Source organism: Sedimentibacter sp., from assembly GCF_038562225.1.
Taxonomy (GTDB): domain Bacteria; phylum Bacillota; class Clostridia; order Tissierellales; family Sedimentibacteraceae; genus Sedimentibacter.
The window spans coordinates 310,807-327,122 of record NZ_JBCFAS010000001.1; the positions used below are offsets into that span (position 1 = coordinate 310,807).

Below are 16,316 nucleotides of genomic sequence, written 5' to 3' on the forward strand. Positions count from 1 at the left end.
GATTTATGCTTTGCATAAATCTCACATATTAAAGGGAGAAAGACATGGATAAAGAAAAAGAGAAAAAAGGTTTTTTTGCCAGGCTGAAGGAAGGTCTGTCAAAGACAAAAAAGAATCTTACGGAACAAATCGAGAACATAATTTTTGCGCACAGAAAAATAGATGATGAATTTCTGGAAGAGCTGGAGGAAGTACTTGTAACCTCCGACATGGGTGTTGAAACAACCATGGATATAATAGAGTACATCAAGCAGGAAGTGAAGAAAAACAAGCTTGAGGATACTGCCGAAATCAAGAATGTCATAAAAAAATATCTTGTGGAAATGCTAAAGGAGCATGAGGACAAAGACGGATCAACACAACAGCAAAGAGTAGTTCTTATTGTGGGAGTTAACGGCGTTGGAAAGACCACATCCATCGGTAAGATTGCATACAGACTCAAGGAGCAGGGCAACAAGGTGGTGGTAGCAGCTGCAGACACATTCAGGGCTGCAGCGGTGGAACAGCTTAAGGAATGGTGCCAGCGTGCTGATGTTGAAATAATAGCTTCGGAAATGGGTTCAGACCCGGGAGCGGTAATATATGACGCAATTCAGGCAGCCAGGGCAAGAAAGGCCGACATCCTCATATGCGACACAGCAGGAAGGCTTCACAACAAGAAAAATCTCATGAACGAGCTTGGTAAAATTTTCAAGATTGTAGAAAAGGAATTTGCAGAGGCCAAGGTAGACGTGTACCTGGTAATTGACGCCACGACCGGACAAAACGGCATAATACAGGCTAAACTTTTCAGCGAGACATGCAAAATAAACGGCCTAATACTTACTAAGCTTGACGGCACAGCAAAGGGAGGAATTGCATTCCCAATTGTGAATGAGCTTAAGATTCCCATCAAGTATGTGGGCGTAGGGGAAAAAATCGACGACCTGCAGGATTTCGATGCAGAAAATTTCGTGAACGCAATCTTCGAGTAACCCTAAAATTCAATTAAGAATTAAGAATGAAGAGTGAAGAATTATTGGATTGAAATCAGGCATAGCCTGATTTCTTCATTTAATTCTTAATTCTTAACGCTTAATTCTTCATTAAAGGAAAGCCATTAAATCTTTTAATAAAAAAAAATAAAAAATTTCAGAAAAACAGTTGACAAAGACGGCGAATTAAGGTAGAATTCACTGTCAAGCAAAATACTTTACAGTAGGTGATTGCATGTCGGAGAAGAATTTAATATACAGCATTCTGTACGATTATTACGGAGACTTGCTTAAAGACAATCAGTCCAACATAATTGACCTTTACTACAATCAGGACTTAAGCCTCTCGGAGATTGCCGAAGACATGAACATCAGCAGGCAGGGTGTCCATGACGCCTTGAAGAAGGCTGAGAAAAGCTTGATGGAATATGAAGACAAAATGAAGCTTCATTACAAGTACGACACATACCAGAAGGCAGCCGAAAACATAATTAAGCTGTGCTCAACCATAGATGACGTTAAATACAAGGACACGGTGGACTATATTATAAAAGAAGCCGGAAAAATTATTAATGAAGGGTAGAAGCTAAATGTTTGAAAATTTATCCGATAAATTGCAAAACGCGCTGCAAAAGCTAAAAGGCAAGGGCAAACTTACAGAAAAAGACATTGACCTTGCAATGAAGGAAGTCAAGATGTCCCTTCTTGAAGCGGATGTAAACTACAAAGTCGTTAAAACATTCATAGGCAATGTGAAGGAAAGATCATTGGGCTCTGAAGTGATGGACAGTTTGACGCCCGGACAACAGGTAGTTAAAATAGTTCACGAAGAGCTGGTGAAGATAATGGGTCAGGGCGAAAGCAGGCTTAAATTCAACCAAAACGACGTGACATACTTCATGATGAGCGGCCTTCAGGGAGCCGGAAAGACAACGGCAACCGGCAAGCTTGCCAAAAAACTTAAAAAAGACGGGAAAAGACCTCTATTGGTAGCCTGCGACATTTACAGGCCTGCTGCCATAAAACAGCTGGAAGTGGTAGGAGAAAGCGTTGGAGTTCCCGTGTTCCAGATGGGCGACAAAACAAGCCCCGTTACAATAGCAAAAGAAGCAATGAAACATGCCATGAAACACGGCCATGACGTTGTAATCATAGATACAGCCGGACGACTCCATATAGATGAATCTCTCATGGAGGAACTTGTACAAATAAAACAGACTGTGAATCCGGAAGAAATACTACTGGTGCTGGACGCAATGACAGGCCAGGATGCCGTGAAGGTTGCTGAGACATTCAACCAGTACCTGGACGTAACTGGAGTCATACTCACAAAGGTTGACGGTGATGCCAGAGGCGGAGCCGCACTGTCCATACGAAACGTTGTGGATAAACCAATCAAGTTTTTGTCAGTGGGCGAGAAGATGGACCAGCTGGAGCCCTTTTACCCCGATAGAATGGCTTCAAGAATACTTGGAATGGGCGATGTGCTATCAATAATTGAAAAGGCCCAGAGCGCATTTGATGAGAAGCAGGCCGTGGAGCTGCAAAAGAAACTCAAGAAACAGGAATTCAACCTGGAAGATTTCTTATCCCAGCTTCAGCAGATGAAAAACATGGGTCCACTGGACGAACTTCTGGAAATGATTCCGGGTTTAAGCGGTAATAAGAAGCTTAAAGGGCTGAAGGTTGATGAAAAGGAACTTGTGTTCACGGAAGCCATAATACAGTCCATGACCAAGAAGGAAAGGCAGAATCCGACAATAATAAACGGAAGCCGAAGAAAAAGAATCGCCGCGGGAAGCGGAACATCTGTGCAAAGAGTCAACCAGCTCTTGAAGCAGTATGACGAAATGAAGAAGATGATGAAGAAATTTTCATCAATGGAAAAAACCATGGGCAAGAAAAAAGGCCTGGGCGGCATGGGAAGATTCAAGATGCCATTTTAAAAGTTAGAAATAGGATTTTCCTTTTTCATATATAAAGACCATAAGGAGGTGACAATATGTCAGTTAAAATTAGATTAAAAAGAATGGGTTCAAAAAAGAAACCTTTTTACAGAATAGTAGTTGCTGATTCACGTTCTCCAAGAGACGGCCGTTTCATCGAAGAAATCGGATACTACAATCCGGTAGCTGAACCAAAGGTAGTTAAAATCGACGACGAAAGCGCAATAAAATGGCTTAACAACGGAGCGAAACCCACAGACACAGTTAGCATGTTATTCAAGACTAACGGTATCTATGAAAAAAGAGACGAGAATAAATAAGAGGTGATAAAATGGGTGAATTAGTAGAGTATATAGCAAAATCACTAGTTGATAATCCCGATCTTGTAGCAGTCAATGAAGTTGAAGGCAGTCAATCACTGATAATTGAACTAAAAGTTGCTCCTGATGACATGGGTAAGGTAATCGGAAAGCAAGGCAGAATAGCAAAGGCCATAAGAACCGTTGTTAAGGCTGCCGCAACCAAGGAAAACAAAAGAGTTATTGTTGAGATTATTCAATAGTTCCCTTTAGACAGAGGTAATGATGAAGGAATACATTAAAGTTGGAAAGATAGTAAACACTCACGGGGTCAAAGGCTGTGTCAAATGCATACCCTTGACTGATGATATGGAAAGATTTGAAGAGCTTGACCATGTCTTTACAGAAAAAGACGGAAGAAAGCGAAAAATCAGTAATGTGTGGGAAAGAAAAGGTATGGTTTACCTGCAGCTTGAAGATATCGATGATATGGACACCGCAGAATCATTTCAAAACACGTATATTTCCATATTGGAGGACCAGCTAAAAAAACTGCCTGACGATTCATACTATTTGTTTGATCTTGAAGGCATGGACGTATATTCCACAGACGGCGAATATATAGGCAAAATCAGTGTTGTCTACCAGACCGGAGCAAATGATGTTTACGAAGTATCCCTCAAGGACAAATCCTGGCTCATACCTGCTGTCAAAGAAGTTGTCAAGGAAGTAAACGTAAAAGAAAAGAAAATGGTTATACAAGTCATTGAGGGGTTGCTGGAATGAGATTTGACGTTGTTACATTATTTCCAGAGCTTATTGATGTATATACAACCAACGGAATCATCGGCAGAGCCGTGGAAAACGGACTGTTTGAAATTGGATATGCTAATCTTAGAGATTACTCCGAAGACAAGCATAAAAAGGTAGATGATTATCCATACGGCGGCGGACCCGGAATGCTTATTAAGCCGGAACCGATGTTCAAGGCCCTAGATGCTATAAAAAAAGACAATTCATATATTATTTATCTATCACCGAAAGGCAGTTTATTTAATCAAAATAAAGCAAGAGAACTTTCCGGCAAGGAGCATATAGTGTTCATTGCGGGACATTATGAAGGCATAGATCAAAGAATTATCGACAAGTACGTGGATGAGGAAATATCTATGGGAGATTATGTCCTAACAAGCGGTGAACTTCCGGCGCTGATGCTTATTGACGCTGTAGGAAGGCTGCTGCCGGGAGTGCTGGGCAGCGATGAATCGTCCGTTGAGGAATCCCACAGCGGAAATCTTCTGGAGTATCCCCAGTACACCAGACCGGAAAAATACATGGACATGGAAGTGCCCGAAATATTACTGTCAGGGCACCATAAAAATATTGAAGAATGGCGTCTTTACAAGGCCATAGAAATTACCTTGAAAAGGCGGCCTGATATGATCAGGGACAGCGGCATAATTGAAAAATACAACAAGTTATCTCTAAAGTTCAAATAAATGTTGTATGTGCAAAAGCATTGTGCTATAATCACTAGAGTATACGGCGGTCCTCTGTACTAGAAACAAGAACGCTTAGGCGAAGGGAGGTATACAAATGGACTTAATTAAATCATTTGAAAATGAGCAGCTTAAAGGTGAAGTTACACCTTTTAACGTTGGTGATACTATAAAAGTACACGTTAAAATAAAAGAAGGTAACAGAGAAAGAATCCAGGTTTTCGAAGGTATAGTAATCAGAAAACAAGGAGGAAGCAACAGAGAGACATTCACAGTAAGAAAGATTTCTTACGGAGTTGGTGTTGAAAGAACATTCCCTGTGCATTCACCAAAGATCGACAAGATCGAAGTAACAAGAAAAGGTAAAGTAAGACGTGCTAAATTGTTCTACTTGAGACAGAGAACAGGTAAAGCTACCAAAGTTAAGGAATTGACACAATATTAATACATTGAGGGCGGATGTCCTCAATTTTTTTTAGAATAGAGGTATGTATGAATATAAACTGGTATCCGGGACATATGAAAAAAACAAAGGACCTGCTTCAGGAAAACATAAAGCTGGTCAACATAGTAATAGAGGTTATTGATGCTAGAATTCCAATAAGCAGCAAGAATCCGGATTTCGATAAACTGTTCAGGGACAAGAAAAGGCTGATTGTGCTCAATAAATACGATCTGGCGGATCCTAACATGAACAAGTTGTGGGAAGACTATTACAGAAAAAAAGGGTGGAGCGTAGTGCTGTACAACTCCACAAACAACAAGGAACTTAAGAAGCTTGAGGAAGCAATTGCTGATGCTTCCAAAGAAATTGTGGAGAGATACAAAAAGCGCGGGCTTCTCAACAAGACCATAAAGGCAATGATTGTGGGAATACCGAACGTAGGAAAATCGACACTCATAAACTCACTGTGCAAAAGGAAAAGCGCCAAGACAGGAAACATGCCCGGCATAACAAAGGGCAAGCAGTGGATTCACCTGTCAGGAAACATTGACCTTTTAGACACTCCGGGAATCCTGTGGCCTAAGTTTGACGATGAAAAGGGTGCTTTAAACCTTTCGTTTACAGGAGCCATTAAGGACGATGTTCTCATTCTCGAAGAAGTGTCTCTGAAGTTCGTGGAAAAGATGATTGAGCTCGGCAGAATAAATTCCGTAACGGAAAAATACGGTATTGAACGAGGCGATACAGCACTTGACATTCTGGACAACATTGCAGAAAAGAAGGGATTTTTCCTTCCAAACAAGGACACAGATTATCTCAGGGTAGCTAATCTTTTGTTCAATGATTTCAGGGCAGGGAAGCTTGGAAGAATAACATTGGAAAGCCCTGATAATGCAAATAATGCAAATAAGAATTAAGAGTTAAGAATTAATAATTTATAATTAAATGAAAAAATCAGGCTGAGCCTGATTTATCCGAAATTCTTAATTCTTCATTATTAATTCTTAATTCATCATAAATTGAATTCATATTTTTCTTCCTGCTAAAATTTTGGGAATTGTAACTTCAATCTGAAAAACAAAGGCACAAACCGCTTCGCTAAATGTGCCAAAACTGTTTTTCAGTTTTCGTACAATTTCACAAAATGTGCGCTGAGTCTGAAAAATATTAAAATTCAATTTATTGTTCATGAAGTAATTCGGAGGAAGCGATGCTTGACATAGAAAAGGAAATTTGGGACAAGGGTTTCAAGTACATAGCGTGCATTGACGAAGTGGGCAGAGGCTGCCTAGCAGGCAGCGTCGTGGCTTGTGCTGTTATAATGCCCATGGATCTTCTCATCGAAGGTGTGAACGATTCAAAAAAGCTGACGGCCAAGAAAAGAGATAAGATGTTCGACCTGATCATGGAAGCTGCCGTTGCCATAGGCATAGGTGAGATAGACTGCGGTGTAGTTGATGACATAAACATAAAGAACGCCACAAAGCTTGCTATGAAACAGGCAATAGCAAACTTGAGGGACAAAGACGGAGAACAGGTAATACCTGATTATCTTCTGATTGATGCTGAAAAACTTGATTTGGATCTTCCCCAATCAAACATAATCCACGGGGATGCCAGGTGCCACGGAATTGCAGCCGCATCCATCATAGCAAAGGTCACCAGAGACAGGACTATGGATGAACTTGATTTGAAGTATCCGTGCTACGGCTTGGCTCAAAACAAGGGCTACGGCACAAAAGATCACATAAGCGCACTGTTGGAGTACGGTCCCTGCGACATTCACAGAATGACATTTTTGAAAAAGATTTTAAACACGGATGAACAGCTTAATTTCTTATAAGGAGCAGTCATGGAAAAGGCAGAATATTTGCACAAGGTACAGTATTATGAAACAGATCAGATGGGAGTCGTACATCATTCAAACTATATACGATGGTTTGAAGAATCAAGGATTGACTTCCTGGAAGAATCGGGACTGAGCTACTCTTTAATGGAGCGTGACGGTATCATAAGCCCTGTTACCGGCGTTGAATGCAAGTACAGATCACCTGTGAAGTTCGGAGATTCTGTTTACATACACACCAAAATAGACAGTTTCAACGGCATAACTTTTTCTCTGTCCTACAGGGTGACAGACACAAGTACAGGAAAGCTCAGGGCAGAAGGAAGCAGCAGCCATTGCTTTATAAACAAAAAAGGAAATCTTATGTCCCTGAAGAAGGAAAACGAAACGTATTATCATTTGTTTTCAAAACTCTTTGAAAGCAAATAATACCGCTTCATCTACTTCCAGTTTTCAATTAAGGAAAATTCCGGAAGTTTAGAAATACAGTATGGAGGAGAAAGATGGAACGAAGAGATTTAATGAAATATGTTGACCACACGCTATTGAAAGCTTTTGCTACATGGGAGGACATTCAGCTTTTGTGTGACGAAGCCGTCCAGTACGACGCAGCTTCAGTTTGCGTACCTCCCTGCTACATAAAAAGAATACACGACAAGTACCGGGAAAAACTGAACATCTGCACAGTCGTCGGATTTCCGCTGGGTTACTCCTCCACAGAAGCAAAAAAAACAGAATGTCTTCAGGCAATCAAGGACGGGGCCGATGAAATTGACATGGTCATAAACATCAGTGATGTAAAAAACAAAGAATATAAAAAGGTTGAAGAAGAAATAGCCCTTCTTAAAAATACCGTGGGCGACAAAATCCTCAAGGTAATAATTGAAACCTGCTACCTGGATGAAGAGGAAAAGACAGCCATGTGCTGTGCCGTAACAAATGCAGGAGCCGATTACATAAAAACTTCCACAGGCTTCGGTTCTTCAGGTGCAACCATAGAAGATATACGGCTGTTCAAAAAGCACATAGGCGAAAATGTCAAGATAAAGGCAGCAGGCGGAATAAGGACCATTGAAGATTTAGAGGCGTTTATAAGCGAAGGTTGTTCAAGGATTGGAACAAGCTCAGCAGTTAAACTCATAAACGGTGACAGTTCAAAAGAATAATAACCGGAGACGTAAAACATAATTTAAAACAGAAAAATCGCCAGTGTGTTCAGATTGTTGGCAAGATGGTGTCATCTGTCAAACCGAATTCAGGAGCGATTTTTTTATTATATATGTTGTAAAATAGTATGCATATTGGTAAAATAATATTAAAAAATACTGAAACTGAAAGGAGAATATATGTTTGCTGACAATAAAGTATGGATTGGAAAAAGCGAGAATCGTGTTTACCTTGAGCCCAAAATGGCAAACCGCCACGGACTGGTTGCGGGAGCCACCGGAACAGGAAAGACAATAACCCTTAAGGTACTGGCGGAATCTTTCAGCGAAATGGGAGTACCTGTTTTTCTTGCAGACATTAAGGGTGATCTGGCAAGCCTTGCTGTTGCAGGCACTGACAATGAAAACATGCAGGAAAGAATCAGGCGCTTTGGATTAGATAATTTCACCTACAGATCTTTTCCTGTTCAGTTTTGGGACTTGTTCGGGCAGGGGGGACTTCCCGTAAGAACAACAATATCTGAAATGGGCCCACTGCTTTTGTCGCGCATACTTGGATTGAACGATACTCAGACAGGAGTCATGAACATTGTTTTCAGGGTTGCAGATGAAAAAGGACTACTGCTTCTGGACCTTAAGGACTTGAGGGCGATGGTTCGATATGTCGGAGACAACGCAAGAGAGTTTACCCTTGACTACGGCAACATATCTTCTCAAAGCGTGGGAGCAATATTGCGAAGCATGATGGCTCTTGAAGATCAGGGAGGAGAATATTTCTTCGGAGAACCGCAGCTTGATTTCAATGACTGGATGAAGGTTGACACGGACAACTTTGGATACATCAACGTCTTGCACAGCTCAAGGCTGTTTTTGAATCCTGCTTTATATTCTACATTTCTATTGTGGATGATGTCGGAGCTTTTTGAAAATCTTCCTGAAGAAGGTGACACGGAAAAGCCCAAGATGGTATTTTTCTTTGATGAAGCTCATTTGCTGTTTGAGGATGCGCCTAAGATTTTAGTCGATAAAATTGAGCAGGTGGTACGTCTTATACGCTCCAAGGGAGTGGGAGTATATTTTGTTACCCAAAGCCCCACGGACCTTCCTGATGACATTTTAGCGCAGCTTGGAAACAGGATTCAGCATGCACTTCGGGCTTATACTCCTGCAGAAAGAAAAAAAGTTGCTGCAGCAGCAGAAGCTTTCCGTCCAAATGAAAATTTCAGCACAGTAGAGGCAATAACGGAGCTTGCCACAGGAGAAGCCTTAATTTCAATGCTTGATGAAAAGGGAAGACCTGGCATTGTTCAAAGGGCATTTGTGCTGCCTCCACAAAGCAAGTTCGGAACAATAGGTGATTCATTGAGAAATCAGATAGTTGCAGGCTCAAAACTGTACAATAAGTATTCAAGGGAAGTAGACAGGGAGTCGGCATTTGAAAAATTGATGGAAGAAACAAAAAAACAACAGGAATACATACAGCTTGAAAATGAAAGAATAGAAAAGGAAAAAAGAAGAGAACAACAGGAAAAGGAAGAAAGAGCAACATATCAGAAAAGCAACAGAAAAAAATCCTCAAGGATGTCGCCGGGTGAAAGAGCTGCAAGTTCAGCCATGAGCGCCATCGGAAGAGAAATTGGGAAGTCGCTTATTAGAGGAATTTTGGGCTCATTGAAAAAATAGCGCAACGGGGTAAAATTATGAAAATATCTACAAAAGGCAGATACGGTCTGCGTGCAGTCATGGATCTTTGTCTCAATTCTAGCGGTGATTATGTTTCCCTGATTAGCATTGCAGAAAGGCAGAATATTTCCAAGAACTATCTTGAACAGGTTTTTTCCTCTCTCAGAAAGACGGGAATAGTAAAAAGCGTCAAAGGAGCTCAGGGAGGCTATCTGTTAAACGGAAAACCGTCTGAAATATCCATAGGCTCCATTCTTAGGGCGCTGGAAGGCGATTTGTCAGTTGTGAAGGAAGATACAAAAGGCCTGAACAAAATGGAGATTTGCATCAAAAGAAATCTTTGGGATAAAATAGACCGGAAACTTTACGAAATAATTGACAGCATGACTCTTGAAGATTTAATAAACGAATACAGCAAGGGAAGCGAATCCATCATGTACTACATATAATAAAATCTAATCAATTGAGAAGGTTGTGAAGTATGTACGACAAGAACAAAGGATTTGAATATGAAAGAATTGCCCAGAGCTACCTGCATGACTGCGGGTACAAGGTACTTGAAATGAATTTTTCCTGCCGCATGGGAGAAATAGACATTGTGGCTGAAAAAAACGGCAGGATTCATTTTATTGAGGTCAAGGGAAGGCAGGATACAGCCCATGGTTATCCAAGGGAAGCAGTGACAGTCCACAAGCAGAGAAGAATAATCACAGCTGCAAGGTACTATCTGATGCTTTTGGGGCAAGATGACATATCCTGCCAGTTCGATGTCATAGAAATTATAGCAGACTCAAGAAAAATCAACCATCTTGAAAATGCTTTTGATGCAAGCTTGAAATAAGTTATCGAATATGATATTATCTAGAAGTCCCTTTAGTTTATAAAGGCATATTACGATCAGGAGAATAAATTTGAAAAGCAATACAAACAAAAAATACACGGTGTCATTTACCACGCTGGGTTGTAAGGTAAACCAGTTTGAAACGGAGGCAATGTCAGAAATCCTTGAAAATGAAGGTTTCCAGGTTCTTCCTCCCGGTCAGGTAAGCGACATATACATCATAAATACCTGCGCCGTAACCAATGAAAGCGAAAGAAAGTCCAGACAGTTCATAAACAAGGCTAAAAGGATAAACAAGGATGCCATTGTGGTTGCTGTGGGATGCAGTGTGCAGCTTCACGGAGAAAACATTAGCAGGTCAACATCGGCAGACATTATAATAGGAACAAAGAACAAGGGCAACATAGGAAAGCTTCTGAAGGAAAAAATACAAGACCTCGACCAGGAAAAATCAGAAGATGAAAATCATAGTCTCCAAATAGAAGGCTTCATGGGACAGGAATGTTTTGAAGAGCTTAAAATCAGCTCAGTTCACGACAAGACAAGAGCAAACATCAAAATACAGGACGGCTGCAGCCAATTTTGCTCCTACTGCATCATTCCCTATGTAAGAGGACCCATCAGAAGCAGAAAGCATGAAGACATCGTAGCTGAAGTGAAAAACATAGCTGCTAATGGTTACAAGGAAATTGTGCTGAATGGAATACACATTTCTTCCTATGGCAAGGATGTGAAGGAGCAGGATGCTCTGATCCGCCTCATTGAAGAAATAGACCAGGTGGAGGGCATTGAGAGAATACGTCTGGGTTCGCTGGAGCCAAACCTCATAACAGAAGACTTCATCAGGCGCTTTTCGGATCTATCAAAATCATGCGACCACTTCCATCTTTCCCTTCAAAGCGGAAGCAACTCTGTTCTTAAGAGAATGAACAGAAAATATACTATAGAGCAGTACCTGGACAATGTGCAGCTCATTAGAAGGTTCATGCCGGATGCCGGTATAACCACTGACATAATCGTTGGCTTTCCAGGGGAGACAGATGAGGAGTTCATCGAGACGGTTGAGTTTGTCAAAGAAGTTCGTTTCTCAAGAATACATGTTTTCAAGTATTCCATAAGGGAAGGCACAAAGGCTGCAGAAATGAAGAACCAGGTTGATGACTTGGTCAAATCTAAAAGAAGCAAGGTGCTTATTGACCTGGGTGAAGAAATATCCCGTGAGTTCATGGAGAAATTTGTGGGCAGGGATTTATCCGTTCTTGTGGAAACCGAGAAAAAAGAAAAATTATTTGAAGGATATACAACAAATTACTTGAAAGTTTTGCTAAAAAGTGATATTAATATTAAAAACAAAATAGTTTATGTTCGCGCGAAAAATGTCAGGAATGATTATTTGGCAGGCGAATATACTATTGTTTAGATAAATTTTTGATGAGAGGTGAAGAAATGAGTTGCATATTTTGCCAAATAGCAAATAAGGAAATTCCGTCACAATTTTTGTTTGAAAATGATAACCTGGTAGCCTTCAGAGACTTGAATCCCCAGGCTCCTGTACATATACTTGTAGTACCCAAAATGCATATTTCGTCAATGAATGAAATTACAAGTGAAAACAGCAGTGTAGTTGCAGAAATATTTGAAGCCATTAATAAAATTGCAGAGCAGGAAGGAATAAAAGAATCAGGATACAGAGTGATCAGCAATTGCGGAGATGACGGATGCCAGTCTGTTAAGCACCTGCATTTCCACTTAGTTGGTGGAAAAAAATTGTCAGAAACTTTATCATAAATTTCTTGCATTTACTTATTCTATGGTATATAATAACTAAGTGCTATTTCAAACTCGCTGGTGTCTTGGACATACAGTAGTAGAAGACGAGGGGAGGGTAGCAAGATGACAGAGGTAAAGGTTAGAGAAAACGAGTCCATAGATAATGCTCTTAGAAGATTCAAAAGACAATGTGCGCTTACTGGAGTTATGTCTGAAGTAAGGAAAAGAGAGCACTATGAAAAACCAAGCGTTAAGCGTAAAAAGAAGGCTGAAGCGGCTCGTAGAAAGAAAAACAAAAAAGCAAGATAAGAGGTGAAAGTATGCCTTTAAAAGAGAAACTCATGGAAGACCTTAAGGAAGCCATGAAATCTAAAAGCAAAGTCAAAAAAGATGTTGTTACTATGGTAAGAGCAGCTGTTAAGCAAAGGGAAGTTGATGAAAGAGTTGAATTGGCCGATGCTGATATAGTCGATATAATAGCTAAGCAAATCAAACAGAAAAAAGATTCAATTCCTGACTTTGAAAAAGGCAATCGACAAGATCTTATAGATCTTACCAATGAAGAAATCAAAATACTATTAGAATATTTACCGCCTCAACTGTCAGATGAAGAGCTTGATTCAATTGTTAAACAGGCAATTGATGAAACCGGCGCTCAGACGAAAAAAGATCTGGGTAAAGTCATGGCTCTCATTATGCCGAAAGTAAAAGGCAAGGCTGACGGAAAACATGTCAACGAAATTGTGGCTAAATATATAAAGTAGGTAAAAGCCCTGAGCTACCCAAAGTAGCATAGGGTTTTTTTATGCCCTAACCTGAACGAGACTGCGCTATGCCATTCAATAAATTAGTGTTTAAAACTGTGCATGGCATAGTTGCCTTAAAACAAGCATACCTTATTGTAAGAGTATTGTGAGGGGAGGACCGTATGGGCAAATTCAACAATTTCAGAAGCTATATCGCAGACAATCTTGAAATTCCCAACGATGCATTTTCGGATAACTTCGATTTAAGGATGCACGGCAACCAAAAGATCATTATCGAAAACCACACGGGAATCGTTGTCTACGAAAATGACGAGGTGGGTATAAAAACAAACGAACAAAAGATTTTGATAAGGGGATCGAAATTTAAGATAGAGGAAATAAACAGCTTCAAGGTGATAATCAAGGGCGAAATAAAGGAAATCATTTTTAGCAAGGAGTAAATATGCTGATATTTAAGTTGATGTATTTAATAAGAGGCTACGTAGTAGTCCGGCTTACTGATGCAAACTTTGAAAAAATCATTAATTTACTCAGACGTAAAGGGATCGTAATGTGGGACATTGAAAAAAGCGGCAATGAAGTTAAGTTCAAGATGTCCTACGACGATTACAGAAAGTACTCGGAAATTGCAGCAGAAACGAAAATGGAACCACTAAAAGCGAAGGGAGCAGCTCTGAAGTTCAGAAAATTTAAAGTTCGGAAGGGTTTTATTGCCGGTGTGTTCCTTTTTCTGGTATGCCTGTACCTGATGTCTTCTCTTGTATGGAATGTACAGGTTATCGGAACAAGCCAGTCCAATGCAGATAAGATCATCGGAATTCTTGAAGAGAATGAAATAAAGGTACCGGTGTCTCAGGGAAGCATAGAGCCAAAGAGCATTGAGACCATCATATACAAGAATTTCGACACTTTCAAGTTTGTGGAGGTTTATGTTGAAGGCTCAAATCTGATCATATTCGTAAAGGAAAAAAATCCTGAACCTGCCCTGATAAAAACCAATGAGCCCACAAGCATTGTTTCCAGGAAAAACGCCATCATAAGCAAGGTCATAGCAAAAAGCGGCCAGCCGGTTGTAAAGCAGGGTGATGTCGTATATGAAGGTCAGACTCTCATAATGGGTATAGTGAAGAACAAAAATTCTGATGAATTTGTCATGGTGCCTTCGGACGGAATCGTGTACGCAAAGACATATTACAACTTTGAGATGAAGGAAGAGAAAATACGACAGGTTGAAGTGCCGACCAACAAGTCCAGCTCCGTGTTTTTCTTGAAAATTAATGGAAACAATGTTAAAATAATAGGTGACAAAGAACCTTATGAAAATTATAATTATAAAGAGAGTACTATTAATTTTCCAATACTGTCCCAAATGACTGATATTATTGTTGTCAAAGGTGTATACTATGAAGAGACTGTTAAGAAAATAGAGATAGATAAAGACTCGGCGCAAAACAGGATGAAGGTTGCCATGTACGACGACCTTTTGGAAAAGTGCAGCAGGGATTCTAAAATATTGAAGTCATCCATAAACTTTACACAAGATGATGATTACTATTATTTAAGGGCTCAAATTGAGGTTATGGAGGATATTGGCGAAACAGTGAAAATTTATCCCATGACTGAAGAAAATAAAGATATTGATGAATAGCTAGGAGGATAAATGGAGTTATTTGAAGAAAACATACTGCTGGCAAACGAGGACAATTTAATAAAGCTTTTGGGTATTCATGACAAGAACATTAAGATAATAAAAAGTTATTTCGATGTGAACATTCTTGTAAGAAACGGCGTTATAAAGGTTACAGGAGACAAAACAAAAGCAGAAGCGGTTGCCAAGATACTAAGGGATATGATGAATATTTTAGATAACGAGGGAGAAATAAGCGATCAGAAGGTTGTTTATCTGATAGAAGCAAACAAAACAAACTACAACATAGATTACAACGAAATATTGAAGGATGTAATCGTTACATCAGCATCAGGAAGGGTCATCAAGGCAAAAACCGTAGGACAGAAAAGATACATCGACATGATCAACTCAAAGGATGTAACATTCGGAATCGGTCCTGCCGGAACAGGGAAGACATATCTTGCCGTTGCTGCTGCTGTGAATGCATTCAGAAAGAAGGAAGTCGAAAGAATAATCCTTACCAGACCTGCAGTGGAGGCCGGTGAAAAACTTGGATTTCTTCCCGGTGATCTGCAGGATAAGGTGGATCCCTACTTAAGACCTCTTTACGATGCTCTCTTTGACATAATGGGAATTGAAAACTTCATGAAGAATGTTGAGAAACAAACCATTGAAGTCGCTCCTTTGGCATACATGAGGGGAAGGACTCTGGACTCGTCCTTCATAATCCTGGACGAGGCACAAAACACTACCACTGAACAGATGAAGATGTTTCTCACAAGGCTGGGATACGGCTCAAAAGCCGTAATAACAGGAGACATAACGCAGATTGACCTTCCGGAAGGCAAGAAATCTGGACTCAAGACTGTAATCAACATCCTGAAGGATGTTGACGACATAGGTTTCATGTTCTTCCACACTTCAGATGTGGTAAGGCATAAACTGGTTCAGGATATAATAAAGGCTTATGAAAAATATGAGGGAAAGAAATGATTGATGTATTGTTCGATAACAGGCAGGATATAATGGAAATAACACAAGATAACGAAATGGCCATAAAACAGGCTGTAGAGTCTGTTTTGAAAGCTGAAGAACAAGAAGGAAACTTCGAGGTCAGCGTATCTTTTGTTACAAACGAAGAGATAAGAGAATTGAACAGAAATTACAGGAATGTGGACTGTGAAACGGATGTGCTTTCATTTCCCATGGACGACAAAGATGTGTTTGAAGGTGTTGTGATATTGGGGGACATTGTCCTTTCCACACAGAGAATTATCGAACAAGCCAATGAATTCGGACACAGCCTTGAAAGAGAGATGATTTACCTGACTGTTCACAGCATGCTCCACCTGCTGGGATATGACCACATGAACAGTGATGAAAAAGAACAGATGAGGCAAAGAGAAAAGGAAATAATGAAGGAACTGCAAATTTTCAAATAAAAATCAAG

23 protein-coding genes are annotated in these 16,316 nt (G+C 40.1%); all 23 read left to right on the forward strand.

Annotation, left to right across the window (positions count from 1 at the left end; all coding sequences use genetic code 11):
* Window positions 1–44 precede the first annotated feature (44 nt).
* Complete coding sequence (gene ftsY / locus AAGU76_RS01440; RefSeq protein WP_342483654.1) at window positions 45–974, forward strand: signal recognition particle-docking protein FtsY; 930 nt, start codon at window positions 45–47, stop codon at window positions 972–974.
* A 235-nt stretch (window positions 975–1,209) separates the two neighbouring features.
* A complete protein-coding gene (gene ylxM / locus AAGU76_RS01445; protein ID WP_342483655.1) occupies window positions 1,210–1,557 on the forward strand; it encodes a YlxM family DNA-binding protein in 348 nt (115 codons plus the stop codon).
* Window positions 1,558–1,564: 7 nt separating this feature from the next.
* Window positions 1,565–2,920 carry a signal recognition particle protein gene (ffh, locus tag AAGU76_RS01450; protein WP_342483656.1) on the forward strand — a complete coding sequence of 452 codons (1,356 nt, stop codon included), beginning with the start codon at window positions 1,565–1,567 and terminating at the stop codon, window positions 2,918–2,920.
* Window positions 2,921–2,976: 56 nt separating this feature from the next.
* Entirely contained in the window at window positions 2,977–3,240 is a 264-nt protein-coding gene (gene rpsP, locus AAGU76_RS01455; RefSeq protein WP_342483657.1) for a 30S ribosomal protein S16, read from the forward strand.
* A gap of 11 nt (window positions 3,241–3,251) precedes the next feature.
* Complete coding sequence (locus AAGU76_RS01460) at window positions 3,252–3,482, forward strand: KH domain-containing protein (RefSeq protein ID WP_342483658.1); 231 nt, start codon at window positions 3,252–3,254, stop codon at window positions 3,480–3,482.
* Between the two features lie 22 nt (window positions 3,483–3,504).
* Window positions 3,505–4,005 (forward strand): ribosome maturation factor RimM, encoded by a 501-nt coding sequence (rimM, locus tag AAGU76_RS01465; protein WP_342483659.1) that lies wholly within the window; start codon window positions 3,505–3,507, stop codon window positions 4,003–4,005.
* Window positions 4,002–4,718 carry a tRNA (guanosine(37)-N1)-methyltransferase TrmD gene (gene trmD / locus AAGU76_RS01470; RefSeq protein ID WP_342483660.1) on the forward strand — a complete coding sequence of 239 codons (717 nt, stop codon included), beginning with the start codon at window positions 4,002–4,004 and terminating at the stop codon, window positions 4,716–4,718. Before rimM ends, trmD begins: the two co-directional genes overlap by 4 nt.
* A 97-nt stretch (window positions 4,719–4,815) precedes the next feature.
* Window positions 4,816–5,163, forward strand: coding sequence for a 50S ribosomal protein L19 (gene rplS, locus AAGU76_RS01475; protein ID WP_342483661.1), 348 nt, complete (start codon window positions 4,816–4,818; stop codon window positions 5,161–5,163).
* A gap of 47 nt (window positions 5,164–5,210) precedes the next feature.
* Window positions 5,211–6,080 (forward strand): ribosome biogenesis GTPase YlqF, encoded by an 870-nt coding sequence (gene ylqF / locus AAGU76_RS01480; protein WP_342483662.1) that lies wholly within the window; start codon window positions 5,211–5,213, stop codon window positions 6,078–6,080.
* 293 nt (window positions 6,081–6,373) lie between these two features.
* Window positions 6,374–7,006: a ribonuclease HII gene (locus AAGU76_RS01485; protein ID WP_342483663.1), complete on the forward strand. Its 633-nt coding sequence runs from the start codon at window positions 6,374–6,376 to the stop codon at window positions 7,004–7,006.
* A gap of 9 nt (window positions 7,007–7,015) precedes the next feature.
* Entirely contained in the window at window positions 7,016–7,438 is a 423-nt protein-coding gene (locus AAGU76_RS01490) for an acyl-CoA thioesterase (protein WP_342483664.1), read from the forward strand.
* 74 nt (window positions 7,439–7,512) lie between these two features.
* Window positions 7,513–8,175, forward strand: coding sequence for a deoxyribose-phosphate aldolase (gene deoC / locus AAGU76_RS01495; protein ID WP_342483665.1), 663 nt, complete (start codon window positions 7,513–7,515; stop codon window positions 8,173–8,175).
* A 180-nt stretch (window positions 8,176–8,355) separates the two neighbouring features.
* On the forward strand, window positions 8,356–9,858 hold the full coding sequence (locus AAGU76_RS01500; protein WP_342483666.1) for a helicase HerA-like domain-containing protein: 1,503 nt from the start codon (window positions 8,356–8,358) through the stop codon (window positions 9,856–9,858).
* A 17-nt stretch (window positions 9,859–9,875) separates the two neighbouring features.
* Complete coding sequence (locus AAGU76_RS01505) at window positions 9,876–10,307, forward strand: Rrf2 family transcriptional regulator (protein WP_342483667.1); 432 nt, start codon at window positions 9,876–9,878, stop codon at window positions 10,305–10,307.
* Between the two features lie 32 nt (window positions 10,308–10,339).
* Window positions 10,340–10,699, forward strand: coding sequence for a YraN family protein (locus AAGU76_RS01510; protein WP_342483668.1), 360 nt, complete (start codon window positions 10,340–10,342; stop codon window positions 10,697–10,699).
* A 70-nt stretch (window positions 10,700–10,769) separates the two neighbouring features.
* Window positions 10,770–12,119: a tRNA (N(6)-L-threonylcarbamoyladenosine(37)-C(2))-methylthiotransferase MtaB gene (gene mtaB, locus AAGU76_RS01515; protein WP_342483669.1), complete on the forward strand. Its 1,350-nt coding sequence runs from the start codon at window positions 10,770–10,772 to the stop codon at window positions 12,117–12,119.
* Between the two features lie 26 nt (window positions 12,120–12,145).
* Window positions 12,146–12,487, forward strand: coding sequence for a histidine triad nucleotide-binding protein (locus AAGU76_RS01520; protein WP_342483670.1), 342 nt, complete (start codon window positions 12,146–12,148; stop codon window positions 12,485–12,487).
* A gap of 105 nt (window positions 12,488–12,592) precedes the next feature.
* The gene (rpsU, locus tag AAGU76_RS01525) at window positions 12,593–12,778 is read left to right on the forward strand and encodes a 30S ribosomal protein S21 (RefSeq protein WP_019227108.1); all 186 of its coding nucleotides are present in this window, start codon (window positions 12,593–12,595) and stop codon (window positions 12,776–12,778) included.
* Between the two features lie 11 nt (window positions 12,779–12,789).
* Window positions 12,790–13,233 carry a GatB/YqeY domain-containing protein gene (locus AAGU76_RS01530; protein WP_342483671.1) on the forward strand — a complete coding sequence of 148 codons (444 nt, stop codon included), beginning with the start codon at window positions 12,790–12,792 and terminating at the stop codon, window positions 13,231–13,233.
* Window positions 13,234–13,397: 164 nt separating this feature from the next.
* Window positions 13,398–13,676 carry a YabP/YqfC family sporulation protein gene (locus AAGU76_RS01535; protein ID WP_342483672.1) on the forward strand — a complete coding sequence of 93 codons (279 nt, stop codon included), beginning with the start codon at window positions 13,398–13,400 and terminating at the stop codon, window positions 13,674–13,676.
* A 2-nt stretch (window positions 13,677–13,678) separates the two neighbouring features.
* Window positions 13,679–14,884 carry a sporulation protein YqfD gene (locus tag AAGU76_RS01540; RefSeq protein WP_342483673.1) on the forward strand — a complete coding sequence of 402 codons (1,206 nt, stop codon included), beginning with the start codon at window positions 13,679–13,681 and terminating at the stop codon, window positions 14,882–14,884.
* Window positions 14,885–14,896: 12 nt separating this feature from the next.
* Window positions 14,897–15,859 (forward strand): PhoH family protein, encoded by a 963-nt coding sequence (locus AAGU76_RS01545; RefSeq protein ID WP_342483674.1) that lies wholly within the window; start codon window positions 14,897–14,899, stop codon window positions 15,857–15,859.
* Window positions 15,856–16,308 (forward strand): rRNA maturation RNase YbeY, encoded by a 453-nt coding sequence (ybeY, locus tag AAGU76_RS01550; RefSeq protein ID WP_342483675.1) that lies wholly within the window; start codon window positions 15,856–15,858, stop codon window positions 16,306–16,308. The genes AAGU76_RS01545 and ybeY overlap by 4 nt, the downstream gene beginning before the upstream one ends.
* The last annotated feature ends 8 nt before the right edge of the window (window positions 16,309–16,316 follow it).

Bases quoted from the DNA above. Each gene is read 5' to 3' on its own strand.
- AAGU76_RS01545 (WP_342483674.1), top strand. From the start codon at position 14,897: ATGGAGTTATTTGAAGAAAACATACTGCTGGCAAACGAGGACAATTTA.
- AAGU76_RS01520 (WP_342483670.1), top strand. From the start codon at position 12,146: ATGAGTTGCATATTTTGCCAAATAGCAAATAAGGAAATTCCGTCACAA.
- ffh (WP_342483656.1), top strand. From the start codon at position 1,565: ATGTTTGAAAATTTATCCGATAAATTGCAAAACGCGCTGCAAAAGCTA.
- AAGU76_RS01510 (WP_342483668.1), top strand. From the start codon at position 10,340: ATGTACGACAAGAACAAAGGATTTGAATATGAAAGAATTGCCCAGAGC.
- AAGU76_RS01485 (WP_342483663.1), top strand. From the start codon at position 6,374: ATGCTTGACATAGAAAAGGAAATTTGGGACAAGGGTTTCAAGTACATA.
- deoC (WP_342483665.1), top strand. From the start codon at position 7,513: ATGGAACGAAGAGATTTAATGAAATATGTTGACCACACGCTATTGAAA.
- AAGU76_RS01460 (WP_342483658.1), top strand. From the start codon at position 3,252: ATGGGTGAATTAGTAGAGTATATAGCAAAATCACTAGTTGATAATCCC.
- ylxM (WP_342483655.1), top strand. From the start codon at position 1,210: ATGTCGGAGAAGAATTTAATATACAGCATTCTGTACGATTATTACGGA.
- AAGU76_RS01500 (WP_342483666.1), top strand. From the start codon at position 8,356: ATGTTTGCTGACAATAAAGTATGGATTGGAAAAAGCGAGAATCGTGTT.
- AAGU76_RS01490 (WP_342483664.1), top strand. From the start codon at position 7,016: ATGGAAAAGGCAGAATATTTGCACAAGGTACAGTATTATGAAACAGAT.
- ylqF (WP_342483662.1), top strand. From the start codon at position 5,211: ATGAATATAAACTGGTATCCGGGACATATGAAAAAAACAAAGGACCTG.
- rpsP (WP_342483657.1), top strand. From the start codon at position 2,977: ATGTCAGTTAAAATTAGATTAAAAAGAATGGGTTCAAAAAAGAAACCT.
- ybeY (WP_342483675.1), top strand. From the start codon at position 15,856: ATGATTGATGTATTGTTCGATAACAGGCAGGATATAATGGAAATAACA.
- rplS (WP_342483661.1), top strand. From the start codon at position 4,816: ATGGACTTAATTAAATCATTTGAAAATGAGCAGCTTAAAGGTGAAGTT.
- trmD (WP_342483660.1), top strand. From the start codon at position 4,002: ATGAGATTTGACGTTGTTACATTATTTCCAGAGCTTATTGATGTATAT.
- ftsY (WP_342483654.1), top strand. From the start codon at position 45: ATGGATAAAGAAAAAGAGAAAAAAGGTTTTTTTGCCAGGCTGAAGGAA.
- rimM (WP_342483659.1), top strand. From the start codon at position 3,505: ATGAAGGAATACATTAAAGTTGGAAAGATAGTAAACACTCACGGGGTC.
- AAGU76_RS01535 (WP_342483672.1), top strand. From the start codon at position 13,398: ATGGGCAAATTCAACAATTTCAGAAGCTATATCGCAGACAATCTTGAA.
- AAGU76_RS01540 (WP_342483673.1), top strand. From the start codon at position 13,679: ATGCTGATATTTAAGTTGATGTATTTAATAAGAGGCTACGTAGTAGTC.
- AAGU76_RS01505 (WP_342483667.1), top strand. From the start codon at position 9,876: ATGAAAATATCTACAAAAGGCAGATACGGTCTGCGTGCAGTCATGGAT.
- rpsU (WP_019227108.1), top strand. From the start codon at position 12,593: ATGACAGAGGTAAAGGTTAGAGAAAACGAGTCCATAGATAATGCTCTT.
- AAGU76_RS01530 (WP_342483671.1), top strand. From the start codon at position 12,790: ATGCCTTTAAAAGAGAAACTCATGGAAGACCTTAAGGAAGCCATGAAA.